At 66.5% G+C, this 18,701-nt stretch carries 17 protein-coding genes; 8 read left to right on the top strand and 9 right to left on the bottom strand.

Annotation, left to right across the window (positions count from 1 at the left end; all coding sequences use genetic code 11):
* Positions 1-98 precede the first annotated feature (98 nt).
* A complete protein-coding gene (locus tag NR187_RS20815; RefSeq protein ID WP_211383680.1) occupies positions 99-1,544 on the bottom strand; it encodes a TAXI family TRAP transporter solute-binding subunit in 1,446 nt (481 codons plus the stop codon).
* Between the two features lie 152 nt (positions 1,545-1,696).
* Here NR187_RS20815 and NR187_RS20810 point away from each other — a divergent pair, with 152 nt between their 5' ends.
* Together NR187_RS20810 and NR187_RS20805 are read left to right on the top strand one after the other, a co-directional pair.
* On the top strand, positions 1,697-1,999 hold the full coding sequence (locus NR187_RS20810; protein WP_211383679.1) for a 4a-hydroxytetrahydrobiopterin dehydratase: 303 nt from the start codon (positions 1,697-1,699) through the stop codon (positions 1,997-1,999).
* Between the two features lie 91 nt (positions 2,000-2,090).
* On the top strand, positions 2,091-2,471 hold the full coding sequence (locus NR187_RS20805; RefSeq protein ID WP_256807422.1) for a YkvA family protein: 381 nt from the start codon (positions 2,091-2,093) through the stop codon (positions 2,469-2,471).
* A gap of 81 nt (positions 2,472-2,552) precedes the next feature.
* On the opposite strand, the gene NR187_RS20800 is transcribed toward NR187_RS20805, so the two are convergent.
* Positions 2,553-3,527 (bottom strand): NADPH:quinone oxidoreductase family protein, encoded by a 975-nt coding sequence (locus NR187_RS20800; protein WP_211383677.1) that lies wholly within the window; start codon positions 3,525-3,527, stop codon positions 2,553-2,555.
* Between the two features lie 149 nt (positions 3,528-3,676).
* Between NR187_RS20800 and NR187_RS20795 the strand changes: the two genes are divergently transcribed.
* The 6 genes from NR187_RS20795 to argG all read left to right on the top strand — a co-directional run bounded on the left by NR187_RS20795 (position 3,677) and on the right by argG (position 9,592).
* Positions 3,677-4,516: an SDR family oxidoreductase gene (locus NR187_RS20795; protein WP_256807421.1), complete on the top strand. Its 840-nt coding sequence runs from the start codon at positions 3,677-3,679 to the stop codon at positions 4,514-4,516.
* 116 nt (positions 4,517-4,632) lie between these two features.
* The gene (locus NR187_RS20790) at positions 4,633-5,295 is read left to right on the top strand and encodes an invasion associated locus B family protein (RefSeq protein WP_256807420.1); all 663 of its coding nucleotides are present in this window, start codon (positions 4,633-4,635) and stop codon (positions 5,293-5,295) included.
* Between the two features lie 201 nt (positions 5,296-5,496).
* Entirely contained in the window at positions 5,497-6,699 is a 1,203-nt protein-coding gene (gene rlmN, locus NR187_RS20785) for a 23S rRNA (adenine(2503)-C(2))-methyltransferase RlmN (protein ID WP_211383674.1), read from the top strand.
* 126 nt (positions 6,700-6,825) lie between these two features.
* On the top strand, positions 6,826-7,320 hold the full coding sequence (locus NR187_RS20780) for a hypothetical protein (RefSeq protein WP_211384207.1): 495 nt from the start codon (positions 6,826-6,828) through the stop codon (positions 7,318-7,320).
* A gap of 57 nt (positions 7,321-7,377) precedes the next feature.
* A complete protein-coding gene (locus NR187_RS20775) occupies positions 7,378-8,154 on the top strand; it encodes a phosphatase PAP2 family protein (protein ID WP_211383673.1) in 777 nt (258 codons plus the stop codon).
* Positions 8,155-8,248: 94 nt separating this feature from the next.
* Entirely contained in the window at positions 8,249-9,592 is a 1,344-nt protein-coding gene (gene argG / locus NR187_RS20770; RefSeq protein WP_211383672.1) for an argininosuccinate synthase, read from the top strand.
* Positions 9,593-9,749: 157 nt separating this feature from the next.
* Here argG and NR187_RS20765 read toward each other — a convergent pair whose 3' ends face one another.
* The 7 genes from NR187_RS20765 to NR187_RS20735 form a co-directional block, all read right to left on the bottom strand.
* On the bottom strand, positions 9,750-11,927 hold the full coding sequence (locus NR187_RS20765) for an OmpA family protein (RefSeq protein WP_211383671.1): 2,178 nt from the start codon (positions 11,925-11,927) through the stop codon (positions 9,750-9,752).
* A gap of 186 nt (positions 11,928-12,113) precedes the next feature.
* On the bottom strand, positions 12,114-12,356 hold the full coding sequence (locus NR187_RS20760; protein ID WP_249129063.1) for a hypothetical protein: 243 nt from the start codon (positions 12,354-12,356) through the stop codon (positions 12,114-12,116).
* Positions 12,356-12,841 (bottom strand): pyridoxamine 5'-phosphate oxidase family protein, encoded by a 486-nt coding sequence (locus NR187_RS20755; protein WP_211383670.1) that lies wholly within the window; start codon positions 12,839-12,841, stop codon positions 12,356-12,358. Before NR187_RS20755 ends, NR187_RS20760 begins: the two co-directional genes overlap by 1 nt.
* Before the next feature lie 72 nt (positions 12,842-12,913).
* Positions 12,914-13,300, bottom strand: coding sequence for a VOC family protein (locus NR187_RS20750; RefSeq protein ID WP_256807417.1), 387 nt, complete (start codon positions 13,298-13,300; stop codon positions 12,914-12,916).
* A 21-nt stretch (positions 13,301-13,321) separates the two neighbouring features.
* A complete protein-coding gene (locus NR187_RS20745) occupies positions 13,322-14,146 on the bottom strand; it encodes an FkbM family methyltransferase (protein WP_256807416.1) in 825 nt (274 codons plus the stop codon).
* A gap of 111 nt (positions 14,147-14,257) precedes the next feature.
* Positions 14,258-16,216 carry an ABC transporter ATP-binding protein/permease gene (locus NR187_RS20740; protein WP_256807415.1) on the bottom strand — a complete coding sequence of 653 codons (1,959 nt, stop codon included), beginning with the start codon at positions 16,214-16,216 and terminating at the stop codon, positions 14,258-14,260.
* Positions 16,217-16,269: 53 nt separating this feature from the next.
* Entirely contained in the window at positions 16,270-18,444 is a 2,175-nt protein-coding gene (locus NR187_RS20735) for a hybrid sensor histidine kinase/response regulator (RefSeq protein WP_256807414.1), read from the bottom strand.
* Positions 18,445-18,701 lie beyond the last annotated feature (257 nt).

The raw sequence follows: 18,701 nt of genomic DNA, 5'->3' as shown, positions 1-18,701 counted from the left end.
GGTCTCGATCGCGTGGAGACGGCCGCCCCGGCGGCCGCAACGGTGAAGTCCGATGCTATATTGAGGCAATGTGACGCAGCGATTACGCGCGCAGGCGTCTACCCGTTGCCGGCGGCCCTGAACTGCGGGCCTGCGCGTTGCGGGCTCTGCGGCTGGCTGTACAGCACCGCCTTGCGGTCGGCGACAGCGGCGTGGAACTGGTCGAGCGCGATGTTGAAGGCAGTGAGGGCGCCTTCCTCGATCGCGCCGTGGTCGTAGCAGCGCAGCGTGTCACGCAGGATCTCGTCGGCCTCGGTCTGCATCTGGTCGAGATCTTCGGTGGTCTCGCTCTTCCGTGCGGCGGGGATCATGTCGAGCAGCCGCTCGCGCAGATGGCTGTTGTTGTCGCGCTCGTCCTTCTTCAGATAGCCCGCAAACCAGGCGCCGAGCGAGCCCATGGCCGAGAGCGCCATCAGGGTCCACCAGATGTAATCGCTGTATTTGTCGAGGAAGGTCTTCTCCTCGCCGTCGACGAAGGCGGCCGCGCCCGGATGCGCGGGGATCACCGCATCCTTGTCGGTGTCGGGCGTTTCGATCTTTGCCGTCAGCGGGAATTCCGTTACCAATTGCTGGCGGACCGCGAAAAGCTGGCGCGTGAACGCCGCGATGGTGGTTTCGGACACGGCCTTCCGCGCCACGATGTGGTGCGCGAAGCTGATGGTCTTGACCTCGTCGTCCGGACGAGAGGGCGAGCCGCCATAGGTGCCGGCGGGAATCTCCGATGCTTCATAGACCGGATGATTCTGTGCGATCGCATCCGCCGAATCGATCGCGAGGAAGGCCGGCGTGCCGAAATCCTTGGCGGATGCGGCGATCGCATCCGACGTGATCTTGCTGTTGACGGGGCCGGCCGCGAGATAGGCATCGGCCTTCTGGGCCTTGATCGCCTCGGCGGCTTCATTGGCCGGGAACTGAATGATCTCGACCTTGGCGGGATCGACGCCGTATTGCTGGAGGATCACCTTGAGCAGGTTGACGTTGGCCTGGGTGCGGCCGACCACGCCGACGCGATGGCCGGCGAGCTGCGTGATCTTGGTGATCTTCGCGCCCTTCTTCTTGCCCTTGCCGGGCACCGACCACAGCACCACGACGTTCTTGCGCAGGATTGCGACCGCTTGCGCGTTCTTCGGCACGTCGACGTCGCCGCGCACGATGGCGAGGTCGGCCTTGCCTTCCGCGAGCGCTTCGGCGCTGGCGGTGGCGCCGTCGGTCTGGATCGGGCGCAGCCGCACCTGGCTCTTGCTCTGCGCGAAGGCCTGCGTCAACGCCTGCACGACCTTGAGGTCATCGCTGTTGGCGGGACCGACCGCGATCTTCAGCGTCACCGGACGCATCGCGAAATAATAGCCGCCGGCCAGCGCTCCGACGATCGCAAGCACCAGTGCGAGAGTCACGAGCGCCGTCTTCCGCGCCGCTGATCGCGGCGAAGGCGGGTTGGGCGCTTCGGCCAGGTCCAATCCCCCGGTCATCGATCTCCCGAACAGTCGCTTGAGGCTCAGTTTCATCTTGGCCGGCGATTTACACCCGCAAGTGTAGCAAATTTCTTGTCCAGCGGGGTTACATCTCCGTCATGGTTAGCGGATGGAGCAAATCCCGGATGAACCCGGGGTGTCAGCACGGAGTTAGGGTAAAGTTCCCCTGAAGCAAGGAGGCGAGGATGGCAGAACGGCTTTCGGCGGAGGCGCGCAGGCAGGCGATCGGAGGACTATCGGGCTGGACCGAGATCGAGGGTCGCGACGCGATCGCGAAGACCTTTGTCTTCAAGGACTTCAACGAGGCGTTCGGCTTCATGACCAGGGCCGCGCTGGTCGCCGAGAAGATGGACCACCACCCCGAATGGCGTAACGTCTACAAGACGGTGGAGGTGGTGCTGTCGACCCATGATGCCGGCGGCGTCACCGCGCTCGACATCGAGCTGGCCAAGACGATGAACGCGATCGCCAGGCTGACACCAGGCTGACGTCTTGCAGCGACCGGGGGCATCCTTATCTTGTGGTCAGCACGGGATGCGGCGATCTGCCTCCCCTTGCTGAACCGGGAGTTTTCCGAACATGGCTGCCGAATACAGCGTCGGTTTCGAGCCGGCCGACCGGCTCGCGGAAGATCGCGAGGGCGTACGCCGCCGCTTCTGGCGCAAGCTGAAGCGCGTTGCCGCGCATCTGCCGTTCGCCGAAGACCTGCTCGCCGCCTATTACTGCGCGTTCGACCGGCAGACGCCGCGCCACGTTCAGGCCTCGCTGCTCGGGGCGATCGCCTATTTCATCCTGCCGTTCGACTTCGTTCCCGACGTGATGCCGATCCTCGGCTTCACCGACGACGCCGCCGTGCTCGCCACCGCCATCCGCATGGTCGCCGGCCATATCACGACGGAACATCGTGAGGCTGCGCGTGCTGTTTTGAAGCGTGGGCTGGGTGAGGGGGAAGCGCAGTAGCAGTGCGCTACTTGCACTCCAACGTCGTCCTGGCGAAAGCCAGGCCGACCCGTAGAGGAGTTTGCGATACGCCCTGCATCCTCACGGATGCAGGATCACCTTGCCCATGGCCTGACGTCCCGCCAGCACCTTCAGGGCGTCGGCGGTCTGCGCCAGCGGGAAGGTGCGGTCGACATGCGAGGAGATCTTTCCTTCCGCCGTCCACTTCACCAGCTTCTCGAGATTGGCGCGGTTCTTGGCCGGATTGAGCCGGGTCCAGGCGCCCCAGAACACGCCGCGGATGTCGCAGCCCTTCAACAGCGCGAGGTTCAGCGGCATCTTCGGAATGTCGCCGGCGGCGAAGCCGATCACGAGGAAACGGCCTTCCCAGGCGATCGAGCGCAGCGCCTGCTCGGCATACGCACCACCGACCGGATCGAAGATGATGTCGACGCCCTTGCCGCCGGTGAGTTTTCGCAAGCCTTCCTTCAAATCTTCCTTGCCGTAGTTCAGCGTCAGCTCGGCGCCATGCGCTTTGGCGAATTCGAGCTTCTCGTCCGACGAGGCGCAGGCGATCACCTTCAGGCCCATCAGCTTGCCGAGCTCGCAGGCTGCAAGGCCGGTGCCGCCGGCGGCGCCCAGCACCGCGAGCGTCTCGCCCGGTTTCGGGCTGGCGCGGTCTTCCAGCGCATGCAGCGCGGTGCCGTAGATGATGATGATGCCGGCCGCGCGGTCAAAGTCGAGATTGTCGGGAATCTTCACGATCGATGCCGCCGGCAGCGCGATCTTTTCGCGCGCGCCGTTGTGGCCGCAGGACGCGACGACACGATCGCCGACCTTCAGATCCGTCACGCCGGGGCCGATGCTCTCGATCACGCCGGCGACTTCCGCGGCCGGTGAGAACGGGAACGGCGGCTTGATCTGGTACTTGCCCTGGATCATCAGCAGGTCGAAGAAGTTCAGCGCCGCGGACTTGATCGCGATCACCGCTTCGCCGGGACCTGCCACCGGATCCGGTACGTCCGCGAGCACGAGATCGTCGGGCTGGCAATATTGCGAGCAGAGGATGGCTTTCATGGCGGCACCTTGGGGCGTTTCGAGGTGGAATTATAAGTTGGATCGTTTCTGCCGGATTTAGGCACGGCCGACAATCCGGTTTCTTTGTCTCAGGCAGCGCGAGGGCCTATCCTCGCAATGACGAAACAAGAAGAACAAGGATTCAAACGATGTTTGAAACAGGCCTGCTCAAGGACAAGCGCATCCTCGTCACCGGTGGCGGCTCGGGTCTCGGTGCTGCGATGGCGCGCCGCTTCCTCACGCTTGGCGCCGAGCTCGTGATCTGCGGCCGCAGGCTCGATCGGCTCGATGCGGCTGCGAGCGAGATGCGCGCGCAGACCGGCGGCAAGGTCACGGCGATCGCCTGCGACGTTCGCGATGGCGCCGCCGTCGATGCGATGATGGACGCGATCTGGCGCGAGGCACCGCTGGATATTCTCGTCAACAATGCCGCCGCGACCTTCATCGCGCAGAGCGAACATCTGTCGTTCCGCGCCGCCGATGCGATCCTGGCGCCGACGCTGCACGGTGCGATGTATTGCACGCTCGCCGCCGGCAAACGCTGGACTGAAGCCAGGCATGGCGGCGTCGTGCTCTCGATCCTCTCGACCTCGACCATCACCGGTCGCGCCTTCACCGTGCCGTCGGCGATGGCGAAGTCGGCGGTGCTGGCGATGACCAAAAGTCTCGCGGTCGAGTGGGGCCCGAAGGGAATCCGTACCGTCGCGATCGCGCCGGGACCGTTCCCGACCGCCGGGGCATCGGGGCAGCTCCGCCCCGAGGGCCGTGACGAGGGCTGGACCGCGCGCAACCCGCTGGGGCGCACCGGCGAGCATGGCGAGCTCGCCGACCTCGCCAGCTTCCTGGTCTCGGACGGCGCCGGCTACATCAATGGCGAGATGGTGGTGATCGACGGCGGCGCGCATTTGCGCAGTTCCGGCGCCGAAGACCTGTTGCGCTGGACCGACGCGCAATGGGCCGAACAGCGCGCTGCGCGCATCAAAAGCTAGCTGCTGCGTCCTCCTTAACTGCCTTCCCAAATTGGACTTTCCCGGGTATCCCTGCCGCGGGGACAACGCGCGGCCGGGCCATCTTCCAGTCACAATATTGAGGGAACCACTCCAGCATGTGGCGGGTGCTGAATTTAGCTTTGATGATTGGCGTTGCGGCCTTGGGAATCACCGATTCCGCGCGGGCGCAGACGGCGCAACCGGCGCCCAAGCCTGGACCGAAAGAGCCTGCACCGAAATCAGCCGCGCCGGCGGCCCATGCGACCGGAAAGACGGCCGCAAAGCCCGAGAGCAAGCCGGTGGCCCCGCCCGCGGCGGTTGCGGGCGGCGCCGAGCCGACCCTGATCGGCCAGTTCGGCACCTGGGGCGCCTATTCGGCCGCGCCCAATGGCAAGAAGGTCTGCTTCGCGCTGGCCAAGCCCTCGTCGTCGAAGACCAATCCACCGAATCGGCCGCGCGATCCCGCCTATGCCTTCGTCTCGACGCGGCCGGCGGAGAAGGTCAACAACGAGGTCTCGGTCATGATCGGCTACGCGCTGAAGCCGGGCTCGGAATCCTCGGCCGAGGTCGGCGGCGCCGCCTTCGCCATGTACACGCAGGGCGACGGCCTCTGGATCAAGAACGCGGCCGAGGAGGATCGGATGGTCGAAGCCATGCGCAAATCCGCCGATCTCGTGGTCAAGGGCGTCTCGGCCAAGGGGACCGAGACGACCGATACCTTCTCGCTGAAGGGTCTCGCCCAGGCGCTGGACCGGATCTCGCAGGACTGCCGACGGTAAGACTGCCGACAATAGGACTGCCGGCGTTAAGGCTGCAGGCGGTATCACGGTCGCAATCGGCGGTTCCGGTTGCTATATAAGGCCGGTTCCAGATTTCTTCCGTCATTCCGGGGCGATGCGCAGCATCGAGCCTGGAATCTCGAAGTTCCGGGTCTGGTCATCAGGACCATCCCGGAACGACCAAGCCATTAGGTCCATTCAATGCAACCGACGACCGAGCCGCACAACGCAATCCTGGTGGAGAAGACTCCGCTCGAAACCTATGTGCCGCCGGCCAAGCCGTCTCTGATCGGCCTGTCGCGCACCGAGCTTGCCGATCGCCTCGACGAAATCGGCGTTGCGCCTGCGCAGCGCAAGATGCGCGTGCAGCAGCTCTGGCACTGGATGTATTTCCGCGGCGCCCAGAATTTCGACGACATGACGTCGGTCTCGAAGGGCATTCGCGCCGAGCTCGCGCAGCACTTCACCGTCGACCGGCCCGAAGTCGTGGCCGAGCAGATCTCCAACGACGGCACCCGCAAATGGCTGCTGCGTCTGCCGAGCGGCGACAATGTCGAGAAGGCGCATGAAGTCGAGTGCGTCTACATCCCCGAGACCGATCGCGGCACGCTCTGCGTCTCCTCCCAGGTCGGCTGCACGCTGAACTGCTCCTTCTGCCACACCGGCACGCAGCGCCTGGTGCGCAACCTTACCGCAGGCGAGATCGTCGGTCAGATCATGGTCGCCCGCGACCGCCTCAATGACTGGGCCGATCGCGAGGACGGCACCCGCCGCGTCACCAACATCGTGATGATGGGCATGGGTGAGCCACTCTACAATTTCGATGCGGTGCGCGATGCGCTGCTGATCGTCGGCGACAATGAAGGCATCGGCATCTCCCGTCGCCGCATCACGCTGTCGACCTCGGGCGTGGTGCCGAACATCGTGCGCGCGGGCGAGGAGATCGGCGTGATGCTCGCGATCTCGCTGCATGCGGTGCGCGACGAGCTGCGCAACGAGCTGGTGCCGCTCAACCGCAAATATCCGATCAAGGAGTTGCTACAGGCCTGCCGCGACTATCCCGGCGCCTCGAACGCGCGCCGCATCACCTTCGAATATGTGATGCTCAAGGGCGTCAATGATTCGCTCGACGATGCCAAGCTGTTGGTGAAGCTGCTCAAGGGCATTCACGCCAAGATCAATCTGATCCCGTTCAATCCGTGGCCTGGCACCGCCTATGAATGCTCGGACTGGGACCAGATCGAAAAATTCTCCGAATATATCTTCAACGCCGGCTATTCCTCGCCGGTGCGCACCCCGCGCGGCCGCGACATCCTCGCCGCCTGCGGCCAGCTCAAGTCGGAGACCGAAAAGCTCTCGGCCCGCGAACGCCAGACGCTGCGCGCCATGGCGATGACGGACTGATAGACAATGCACGCAGTCTCGCATCCTCGTCATTGCGAGCGAAGCGAAGCAATCCAGAGTCTTTCCGCGGAGACAGGATGGATTGCTTCGCTTCGCTCGCAATGAAGGGCAGTGAGTTTTCCCAGCATGTCCCTGATCGGCCGCCTCGTCGTCATCTTCATCGGCTTTCTCGCCGCCTGTTTCGTCGGCGGCATGATCGTGGTCGTCGCGCTGCTGTTTCCGGAGTTCGCCGATCTGGGCGCCGGTCCCGTCGATGAGGGCACGATCGACGTCCTGCTCGGTTTCGGCTTCATCTTCGTCTCGGGCTTTGCGCTGGTGCCGGCGGCGGTGATCGTCGCGATCACCGAGGCGCTCTACATCCGCAGCGCGCTGGCCTATGCCGTCGGCGGCGGCCTCGTCGGGCTCGCCTGCTATCTCGGCCTCGTTCCCTTCCACTCCGACACCTTGCAGTTCGAGGGCGTCGTGCGGCGGCATCTGGAGATCATGACGGGCGCGGGCATCGTCGCGGGCGTCGTCTACTGGCTGATCGCCGGCCGCAACGCCGGCGCCTGGCGCAATCCGCCGCTGCCGCGCAAGCCACCTCCGCCGCTGCCGTCGAATTCAAGGCCGGATGCGCACTGATTGTCTTGACCTTCCCCGGGGTTTTCATCTCCGCCCCACTCCGCTAAACCGCGCGCCATGAACCGGACTGGACTCTTCATCGCCCTGGCGCTGTGGCTCGTGATCGGCGTCGTCTTCGGCCTCTATCCCGAGCTCGATCTCAAGCTCGCCGCGCTGTTTTTCGACCCTGAGACGAAGACGTTTCCGCTCAAGCTGAACGACTGGGCGGCCTTCGCGCGCGACGCCGCGATGTGGGTTGCCTGGGCGTTCGTGCTGCCGCCGCTGGTCGCGCTCGTGGTCAAGATGATCCGGCCCGATCGTCCCTTGATGGTGTCGGGGCGCGCGATCGTGTTCCTGCTGGTCACCATCATCCTGTCGGCCGGCATTTTGACCAATCTCACCTTCAAGACCTATTGGGGCCGGCCGCGTCCGGTGGTGGTGACGCAGTTTGCCGGCGACCAGCAGTTCGTGCCGTGGTGGGATCCGCGCGGCGACTGCGCGCGCAACTGCTCGTTCTTCTCGGGCGAAGGCGCGACCGCGTTCTGGACGCTGGCGCCCGCCGCGCTGGCGCCGCCGGCATGGCGGCCGCTCGCCTATGCCGGTGCGGTTGTCTTCGGTGCCGTCACCAGCGGGCTCCGCATGGCCTTCGGCGGCCACTTCTTCACCGATGTCTCGATCGCCGGCCTCGTCACCTTCGTCGTGATCTGGTTCGCCTACGCGCTGATCTACCGCTGGCCGCGGACGCGATTTTCGGACGAGGCGGTCGATGCCGCCCTGACCCGGCTGAACATGCCCGCCTACCGGCTCCGCCAGCGCCTGTTCGGCAGCAAGACGGGCCCCGAGCCGTCGATTTGAGCCATTAAATGCGTGCCGAGGCGTGCGAAATTTGATATTCGCGCGGTCAACTCGCAAACGACATCAGCCCCCTTGAGACCCGATTGGAAGCCCCATGACCACGATCCTGAAAAGCCTGCCCAAGGGCGAGAAAGTCGGCATCGCGTTTTCGGGCGGCCTCGACACCAGCGCGGCGCTGCTCTGGATGAAGCAGAAGGGCGCGCGCTGCTACGCCTATACCGCCAATCTCGGCCAGCCCGATGAAGCCGACTACAACGAGATCCCGCGCAAGGCGCAGGAGTTCGGTGCCGAGAAGGCCGTGCTGGTCGATTGCCGCACGCAGCTGGTCCACGAAGGTATCGCCGCGATCCAGTCCGGCGCCTTCCACATCTCCACCGGCGGCATCACCTATTTCAACACCACGCCGCTCGGGCGCGCCGTCACCGGCACGATGCTGGTCGCGGCGATGAAGGAAGACGGCGTCAACATCTGGGGCGACGGCTCGACCTTCAAGGGCAACGACATCGAGCGCTTCTATCGCTACGGCCTGCTGACCAATCCGGGCCTGCGCATCTACAAGCCCTGGCTCGACCAGCAGTTCATCGACGAGCTCGGAGGCCGCGCCGAGATGTCGGCGTTCATGACCGCGCAGGGCTTCGCCTACAAGATGAGCGCCGAGAAGGCCTATTCGACCGACAGCAATCTGCTCGGCGCGACGCACGAGGCAAAGGATCTCGAAAGCCTCGACAGCGGCATAAAGATCGTCAACCCGATCATGGGCGTGCCGTTCTGGCGCGACGACTGCAACGTCAAGGCCGAGAAGGTCGTGGTGCGCTTCGAGGAAGGCCAGCCGGTCGCGCTGAACGGCCAGACTTTCTCTGATCCCGTCGCGCTGTTCCTCGAAGCCAACGCCATCGGCGGCCGCCACGGTCTTGGCATGAGCGACCAGATCGAGAACCGCATCATCGAAGCCAAGAGCCGCGGCATCTATGAAGCGCCGGGCATGGCCTTGTTGCACATCGCCTATGAGCGCCTCGTCACCGGCATCCACAACGAGGACACCATCGAACAGTACCGCATCAGCGGCATGCGCCTCGGACGCCTGCTCTATCAGGGCCGCTGGTTCGACTCGCAGGCCCTGATGCTGCGGGAGACCGCACAGCGCTGGGTCGCGCGCGCCGTCACCGGCGAGGTGACGCTCGAGCTGCGCCGCGGCAACGACTATTCGATCCTGAACACCGAGAGCCCCAACCTGACCTATGCGCCCGAGCGGCTCAGCATGGAGAAGGTGGAGGACGCCGCCTTCACGCCGGCCGACCGCATCGGCCAGCTCACCATGCGCAATCTCGACATCGCCGACACGCGCACGAAGCTGAAGCTGTACACGGAGACGGGCCTGCTCTCGGGCAGCGAAGGCTCGCAGATCTTCAGGCTGGAGAACGACAAGGGCCAGCCGTAGCCGGCACTGTTGCCTCATTCGTCATTGCGAGCGAAGCGAAGCAATCCAGAATCTTTCCGCAGCGATAGTCTGGATCGCTTCGTCGCTTCGCTCCTCGCAGCAACGAAAACAAAAATGGCCGGGATCGCTCCCGGCCATTTTGCATTTGGGTGTCGCCTCAGCGCGGCGGCGCGGTGCCGGGCGGGGGCGGCGGCAGCGAGGCCTGGCCGCCGTTGAGCAGCGGCGTGATGTTGCGGACGGTGACCCGCCGGTTGATCACGCTCGGCCCTTGCGTCTGCTCCTTCAGGTACTGCTCGCCATAGCCCTGCGACGTCAGGTTCTCAGCCGGCACACCGAACTGCTGGGTCAGCAATTCGGCCGCGGACTGCGCACGGCGGTCCGACAATGACAGATTGTCGACGTCGTTGCCGACCGCGTCGGTGTGCCCTTCGATCAGGAACACCACGCGCGGGTTGGCCTGGATCGCACGGTTGAGACCATCGGCGATCGACTGGAGCTTCGCCGCCTGGTCCGGCGGGATGGTCCACGATCCCGTCTCGAAGTTGATCGTGTTGACGTCGATGCTCGGCATCTGCATGCGAACATTGGGGCTGTAGCGGATTTCGTCGAGCGTGTAGCGACGGTCGATCCGCTGCACCGGCGGTGCCACCATGGTCTGGTAGATCACATCCGGCGACGCTTCCTGGGCGTCGACGATGTAGCGATCGTAGGGAATGTTGACCACCGGAGGCGGCGCGTCGACATAGAAGCCGCCGATCGACTGCGGATCGCGGTAGCTGTTGTCGATGATGACGATCTCGCGCCCGCGGGGGTCCCTGCGGATTCGCCGCAGCAGCCGACCGTCCGGACTGACCACGGTGATGATCTCGCTGCCGTCGGGACGGATCACGACGGTGCGGGTGTCGCCGCCGACGGTGTCGGTGCGGATGTCGCGGGCGCCGTAGCGGAAGCGATAGAGATCGTTGCCGCGGACGTATGTCTGCCCGCCCGGATCGCGGATGATGATGCGGTCCGGCTCGGTGTAGACGGTGCGGCCGCCTTCGACGGCCTCGCGCCGCTGGCTGTGGAGGTCGGCGATGGTGGCGCCGATCACGGCGCCGGCCACCACGCCCGCACCGATCGCGATCGGTGTCAGGTCACGCTGCGGCGGACGCGGCGCCGGCGGCAGGGGCGTGGTCGTCGTGGGCGCGGCGCGGAAAGCGGGCGCAACCGTCGGCGGAGCATTTTGCGTTCTGCCGGGCGGCGGCGTTGCGGCCGCCGAGCCGGAGACGGTGCTCGGGGCTGCGACGCCGGCGGGAGGAGCCGGCGGCCGGGGCGGGACGCCTGCCTGCGGCTGGGCTGGCGGGGTTCCGGCAGCAGGGGCGCCCGCGGGAGGCACGCCACCCTGACGTCCCGGCGGCGGTGTCACGGCGCCACCGGGCGCCGGCGTCGCAGTCGGGGACGGGGTTGCGCCGGGCGCAGGAGCCGAACCCGGACGGCCGGGTGGCGGCGTCGGAGCGCCACCAGGGGCCGGCGTCGCGGTCGGAGCGGGCGTTGCGCCTGGAGCAGGTGACCCTGCCGCCGGAGGCGCGCCAGGACGTCCGCCAGGGGGCGGTGCACCGGGGCGGCCAGTCGGCGGCGTGCTGCCCGGAGCCGGCGTTGCGGTCGGCGCAGGGGTTGCGGTCGGCGCAGGCGTGGCGGTTGGGGCAGCAGGCGTCGCCGGGCGCGCTGCGGGAGCAGCAGGTGCCGGAGTGGGCGTTGCCGTCGGCGCAGGCGCCGGCCGTCCCGAAGGACCCGCTGCCGGAGGCGGCGGAGGCGTGGGCGCATGCTGCTGCGGAGCCGCGGCGGGCGGCGGTGTGGGAGCCGGGCGTGCCGCGGGCGGTGCCGGAGGCGGAGGCGTGGGCGCGTGCTGCTGTGGGGCCGCGGCGGGCGGTGCGGGAGCCGGGCGTGCTGCGGGCGGTGCCGGAGGCGGAGGTGTCGGCGCGCGCTGCTGCGGAGCTGCTGCCGGCGGCGGCGAAGGCGGCTTCGGGGCGGCCGGCGGCGGTGGGGGCGGCGGCGGCGCCGGACGGGCCGCGGGGGGTGGTGGGGGCGCTGCCGGGCGCGGCGGTGCGGCCGCCGGCGGAGGCGCAGCGGGCGGATGCGGCGGTGCAGCCGCAGGCGGGGCCGGGCGCGCGGGCGGCGCGGCCGCTGGCGGTCCCTTCGGAGGCTGCTTCGGTTTTCCGTCAGGGCCGGTCTCTTGCGGCTGCGCCTGCGCGACGACGAGCGGCGGCGCGCCTTGCGCATGCGATGCGGAGCTTGCGAATTGCATCGCGGTCAGAGCCGTGGTGGCAAGCAGCACGAAACGAAGGTTGGTCATGTTGGTGAACTTCCCCGGAAGGTTCTTTGACGAAGTGTTGGGATGAACAGCTACGCGTTAGGCCGGAATGTGGCGGGCGAAGCCGTCGCGGCCCGATTTATTTCTGCACGCAAATCACCTCACGCTCGTGACGTTCATTGCGCATTCAGACGCAGGTTGCAATTGCCCCGCATGTGATGCTTCGCCTCACATGCGATCACGCGGCGGACTTGCGTCCGTCGCGGGGCTAGGCGTGAGCGGGCCGTTCGGCCCGCGTGATGGAATCTCTTCAGGCATGCGGCCCGGCAATTCGTCGGGCCGCGGTGGCGAGCCGGGCTCGCGCACCGGCGGCGTGATTTCAGGCTGCGGATTGCCGGGTGGAATCCCCGGCGGCGGTTCGCTCGGAGTGCCCGGCGTCGACGGCGGAATCTCGGGCGGCTCGATCGGCATCACATCGAGACCTTGCGGTTCTCGCCGATATCGGGGCGCGATCCCGTCACCGCCGCGGCGGCCATCTTCACATAGGAGATCACCGTTCCCGGCGAATCCCAGAACTCGGCGTCGTCCGGCGTGACCTTGAGCACGCGAATGTTGGGATCCTCGGCGCTGTCCCACCACGCCTTGGCCGGCGTCGAGAACAGCTGCTTGATCTTTGCGCGATCGTTGGAGACGACGGCGGTGCCCGTCAGCGACACGTATTTCTGGCTGCCGGCATCCGCGAACGACAGGTTGATGGAAGGATTGCGCGCGATTTCCTCGTCCTTGTGGCGCCGCGTATCGGTGAGGAAATAGATCGTGTTCGCGTCGCGATCGAGACAGGCGCTCATCGGCCGCGCGCGGAGCTTGTCGCCGTCGCGCGTCACCAGCATCGCGAATCCGATCGTCTTCATCAGATCCCAGGCGCGGTCGATGTCGCGGGCATTGTCGTTGGCCATATCGTGCTCCTTCTTGCAAGGGACGATAACGGCGCGCGCGGAACGATGTTCCTGCCGAACGATGGAACCCGTCTATTCCGCGGCGTGGCAAACCGCCTCGATGTTGTGTCCATCAGGATCGAGCACGAATGCGCCGTAATAGGTCGGATGATAATGCGCCCGAATGCCGGGCGGCCCGTTGTCGCGGCCGCCGGCGGCGATGGCCGCCTCGTAGAAGGCGTCGACCGTTGCGCGGTCCCTGGCCAGGATCGCGACATGCACAGGCTTGTTCAGCGCGCCCTCGCCGCCGATCCAGAAATCCGGCTTGCCGCCGGCGCCGAAGCCCGCGGCCGGATCGTGGCCGGTCTGCTCCTGCGTGACCTCCATGATCAGGCTGTAGCCGAGCGGCGCCAGTGCCTTGGCGTAGAACGCCTTGGCGCGCTCATAGTCGGAGACCGGGAAGCCCATATGGTCGATCATCGCAACCTCCGCCGTTCGTTGTCAGCGCGACAGGAATGTATTGCTCCGCGTCTTGCGCGCAACCGCAAAGCCGCGCGCGACCATGTCGGCGATACAATCTTCCTGCCATTCATTTTGTGACAGGTGCTCGATCACCACCGCGCGCGGCCACAGCGATTGCGTCGCGTCGCGGAAGAAGCCGATCAGCACGCGGTCCTCGAAGCCCTCGACGTCGATCTTCAAGGAGTCCACCTGCGTGACGCCGGCCTCGTCCAGAATGCGCGTCAGCCGCAGCGACGGGACCTTGATGGCCTCGGCACCGGCCGTGCCGGGGACGACGTGGGTGGCGCCGAGATTGCCGCCGCCGGTTTCGATCATCAGCTCGCCGTCGCTGTCGCTGGCGGCGGCCTGCACCAGGCGGACCTGCGTTGCTTCCGATGCGGCCTGGTTGAACGACAGCCGTTCAAACGTCATCGGATGCGGCTCGATCGCGACCACCTTGCCCGAGGGCCCGACATGTCGCGCCATCACCAGCGCAAAGGTGCCGACATTGGCGCCGACATCGACGAACACGCCGCCGGCCGGCGTGTGCTGACGCAGGAAGTCGAGCTCGTCGAGATTGTAGTCGGGATTGAGCAGCGCGCCGCGTTCGGTGGCGCTGCCCTGATGATAGAAGCGGAACGATGCGCCCTGATATTGCACGTCGACCGGACCGCCGCGCAGCAGGTTCACCAGCCGCGAAATCCAGGGCCGGAACGCGCCGCGCTTCAGCACCGAGCGGGCCGCGAGGCGAAGGATCGCGGCCTGCCCTGCGCTAGGTGCAAACGCGCCGAATGGCGCGGACGAAGGGGCATTGTCGGTCGTCAAGCGCTGGCCCTCGTTGCAAGCGGCGCATGCATAGCCGGTTTTGTCGGGGACTCCAATGTGGGGGAAAAAGAATGTAGCCCGGATGGAGCGCAGCGAAATCCGGGCTACGCGTCACGCCGCCTTTTTCGGCGGGACCTTGCGCTGGCGCAGGAAACGTCCGAGCAGCTTGCGCTTGCCCTTGCGCGGGATCAGGTCGACGTCGCTGACCAGTTTTGCGCCGCCCTTGCGACGCTCCAGCACGATCTTGCGGCTGTGGAAGGCTTCCAGCTCGACGCGGTGCGCGACGCTGACGATGGTCGCCTTCGGCAGTTCGCCGATGACCATCTTCATCATCTTGTCCTGGCTCTTCTCGTCGAGCGCCGAAGTCGCTTCATCGAGCACGACGATGTCGGGGTTGTGCAGCAACAGCCGTGCAAAGGCGAGGCGCTGCTTCTCGCCGCCGGACAGCGTCTGGTCCCATGGGCCCTCTTCCCCGATCTTTTCCTTGAGATGGTCGAGGCCGACCTTGTGCAGCGCCTCGCCGATCTCGTCGACGGTCCAGTCGTCCTCCGCGCCGGGATAGGCGACGGCGCGGCGCAAGCTGCCGGAGGGCACGTAGGGCCGCTGCGGCAGCATGAACAGCCGCCGGTCGGGATGGAAATTGACGCTGCCGCCGCCCCATGGCCACAGCCCCGCGATGGCGCGCACCAGCGTGCTCTTGCCGGTGCCGGATTCGCCGGCGACCAGCAGCCGCTCGCCGGGCTCGATCACCACCTCGGTCTCGCCGACCACCGCGGTGCCGTCGTCGAGCGTGACGGAAAGATCCTTCAGCTCCAGCATGGCCTCGTTGCTGGTTTCGCCGCGCTTGATGCGGCCGAGACCGTCGCCCTGCTCGGCGCGTTCCAGGCCATCGAGCGACATCATCAGCGAGGCGATGCGGCGTGCGCAGGCGTTCCAGTCGGCGAGGCGGGGATAATTGTCGACCAGCCAGCCGAACGCGCTCTGCACGATGGTGAAGGCGGAGGCCGCCTGCATCACCTGCCCGAGCGACATGCTGCCGTCGAGGAATTTCGGCGCGCAGAGCAGGAGAGGGACCACGGGAGCAACGAGGCTCGAGCCCTGCGACACCAGCGTGGTGCGCATGTGCTGGCCGGCAAGCCGCGCCCATTGCCGCAGGACGTTGGTGAAGTTGCGGTCGATGCCGTCACGCTCTTCTTCCTCGCCGCCGAGCAGCGCGATGCTCTCGCCGTTCTCGCGCACACGCGTCAGCGTGTAGCGGAAGTCGGCTTCGGCCTGGTTCTTGTCCTCGGAGACCTGCACGAATTGGCGGCCGATCGCCAGGATCGAGCCCGATGCGATTGCGGCATAGAGCATCGCGGCGATCACCAGGAAGCCGGGAATCGTAATCGACGATCCGCCAAGCGTGACCGTGAGCGCGCCGCCGATGGTCCAGAGCACGACGATGAAGGTCGCGGCCGACAGCAGCGCGGACGTCACGCCGGCGAGGAAATCCACCGGCGAATCGGTCGCGACGCGCAGATCCTCCGCGATCCGGTATTCCGGATTCTTGTGGTCGCCGTCGACGAGATTGAGCTGATAGTAGCGGCCATTGCCGAGCCAGCGCGTCAGCACGCTCGCCGTCAGCCAGGCGCGCCAGCGCCGCTGGATGCCCATGCGCGCGAACACCTGCGCCACGCCGAGCACGATGCTGCCGATCGCGAGCGGAAGGAACACCGCGGAGAGATGGAAGACGCTTGCGGCATCCCGTTTCTCGATCGCGTCGAAGATCGCGCGATTCCAGACATTGATGCCGTACTGGAAACCGACGGTCAGGACGATCAGCACGCCGAGGCCGATCGAGTAGAGCCATGCCAGCCGGTCGCCGTTGCGCGCCCAGAAGCCGCGCGCGCTGATCCAGAACCGCGTCAGCAGATAGTCCTTGCGGGCCTGCTCGGCCTCCTCGGGCGACAGCTCGGGACCGGGCTCGAGCAGCTCCGGCGGCGGCGGTGCGACCTCGTCGCCGCTCTCGCCCTTGATCTCGACAATGGGCGGCGTCTTGCCCTGTTTGCGCTTTTCGGCCGGCTTTTGCATGGCCGGATAACGCCAGAAAAATCAAACGGTTCCCGCAAGTTCCGGCGCGGGGTTCATTCTGCCGCACCGTCCCGGACGCGCCGCAGCCGCGCTGCCCGGTGCAGCACGCGGGACAGCTCGTCGATCGCGTAGGGCTTTTGCACGAGATCGAGACCGAGGCTGCCGTCCCGGGACAGCGCCTCGCTGTAGCCGGTGGTCAGCACGACCGGCACGCCGATGCCGCGGTCGCGGATCGCCTGCGCCAGATCGAGCCCGGTCATATCAGGCATCACGATGTCGGAGAACACCACGTCGAAACGATCTGCGTCCATGACCAGCTCGGCAAGCGCGTCGGTTGCGTTGTCGACCAGCGTGATGCTGTAGCCGAGCTCGGTGAGGCCGTCGGCGGCGAAGTTCGCAAGCTCGATATTGTCCTCGACCACGAGCACCGACATGCCGTTGCCGGCCACCGCCGGGGCCGTGCTCGGCGCCTGCCGCTGCGGCAGCAGATCCGCCGGCACGCGGGGCAGATAAAGCGAGAAGGTGCTGCCGTGTCCCACCTCGCTCGTGACCGTCACCTCGCCGCCGGATTGCCGGGCGAAGCCGAACACCTGCGACAGGCCGAGACCGGTGCCGTGGCCGACCTGCTTGGTGGTGAAGAACGGCTCGAAGATGCGCCCGAGACGCGCGGCGGGAATCCCTGTGCCGGTGTCGCTGACGGCGATGCCGACGAAGCCATGTTTGCTTCCAAGGTCATGGTTGCCGGTAAGGTCACGGCTGCTTGAGACAGGCGCCAGCGTGTCGGGAATGGTCGTCGCGGCCTCGACCTCGAAGATGATCCGGCCCTTGCCGTGCATGGCATCGCGCGCATTGGTCGCCATGTTGATCAACGCCGTCTCGAACTGGCTTGCATCGGCATTGACGAGGCAGGGCTCGGCCGGCAGCCGAATCGCGATTTCGATCGCGGGTCCGAGCAGCGTCGCCAGCATGTCGTGCAGCGACTGGATCCGGGCGCCGACGTCGAACACTTCGGGCTTCAGGGTCTGGCGCCGCGCAAAGGCGAGCAGCTGCGAGGTCAGCCTGGCCGCGCGCGCCACCGCGTCAGCGATGGCGGTGATGTAGCGCTGGCGTCGTTCCTCGCTCAGTTGCGGCCGATTCAACAGGTCGACCGAGGCGCGGATCACGGTCAGCAAATTGTTGAAGTCGTGCGCGACGCCGCCCGTGAGCTGTCCGAGCGCCTCCAGGCGCTGGCTGTGCTTGAGCGCCTCCTCGGCCTCGCGCCGCGCTGCGGCCTCGGCCTGGAGATGCTGCGTGCGCCGGATCGCCAGCGCCAGCAGCAGGAACAGGAGCGCGGTGGCGGGAATGCCGAACACCAGATGCTGGCCCATGGTGGCGAACCAGCGCGCCCGGATCGCCGAGGTCTCGAGCCCCGCGCTGACATAGATCGGATATTCGGCAATGCGCCGGTAGCCGACGCGCCGCTCGATGCCGTCCGAGGGCCATGCGACGGTCATGAGGCCGTGCTCGGGGCGAGCGGCGATGTTCCGGCCGACCGGGCCGTTCGGGTCGAGCCGGAAGTCGCCGTCGAGCCGCGGAAAATGCGCCAGCACCACGCCGTCGGCGCGTCCCATCGCGAAGAAGCTGCCGGGCTCGGTGCCGATCCTGGCATAGAAGCTCTCGAAATATTCCGGCAGCACCGAGGCCTGGATCACGCCGATGAAACGGCCGTCGTCGGTCTCGCGGCGGCGGCTCACGCCGAAGAAGCGCGCACCCTGATAAGGCGCGCGCGGCGTCAGCGAGGCGCCGATGAATGTGCCGATGGTCTGGTCGGCATGGGCATAGAAATAGTCGCGGTCCGCAAAGCTCAGTGCGGGCGGCGGCGAGGCGAGGCTGTTGACCAGCGACGTTCCGTCCGCGTCGAAGATCCAGGCCGATTTGAGCTGCGGCAGCGAATCGGTGAGCCGCTTCAGGCGCCGGTGCAGCACCGGCTCGCGCGCGCGGATGGTGTCGTCGGGAAGGCCGCGGACCACCTCGTTGAGCTCGGCGAGGCTGCGGTCGATCGTCTCGAACACCTTGAGCGCGTGCTCATGCACGACATCGAGGGTGCGCTCGATCTCCCGGTCGGCGATGTCTTTTGTCGAGGCGTAGGAGATCGTGGAGGCGATCGCGAACAGCGCAATCGGCAGCGCCAGGGATGCAGCCATCATCCACTGCAGCAATTTCAGCGAATTGCGTTGCGCGCCCTGCACGGTCGCTCCGGTCCCCCACCGGAGAGCTTACTTGAATTTCGCGGCGGGAAGGAAGCGGCTTGTAGCCGGAACCGGAGGTTGCAATCCCAAAGAACCGCGCGCGGCGCGCGGCGGCGGAAAAATCCGCTCAAATTGACGCCGGCCGTAGCAGACCCCGGCCATCTCGGCCGTGTCCCCGCACAAAATAGTACTTCCATGTTCTCCGAAAAAGCCGAGGAGTTTCGGGACACGCCAAAATGGACCTCGGGCTAAAGTTC

The organism is Bradyrhizobium sp. Bra64, assembly GCF_024519875.1.
GTDB lineage: Bacteria > Pseudomonadota > Alphaproteobacteria > Rhizobiales > Xanthobacteraceae > Bradyrhizobium > Bradyrhizobium japonicum_G.
Note: the sequence above shows the minus strand (reverse complement) of the source record. Positions and strands in the feature narration are given on the sequence as shown.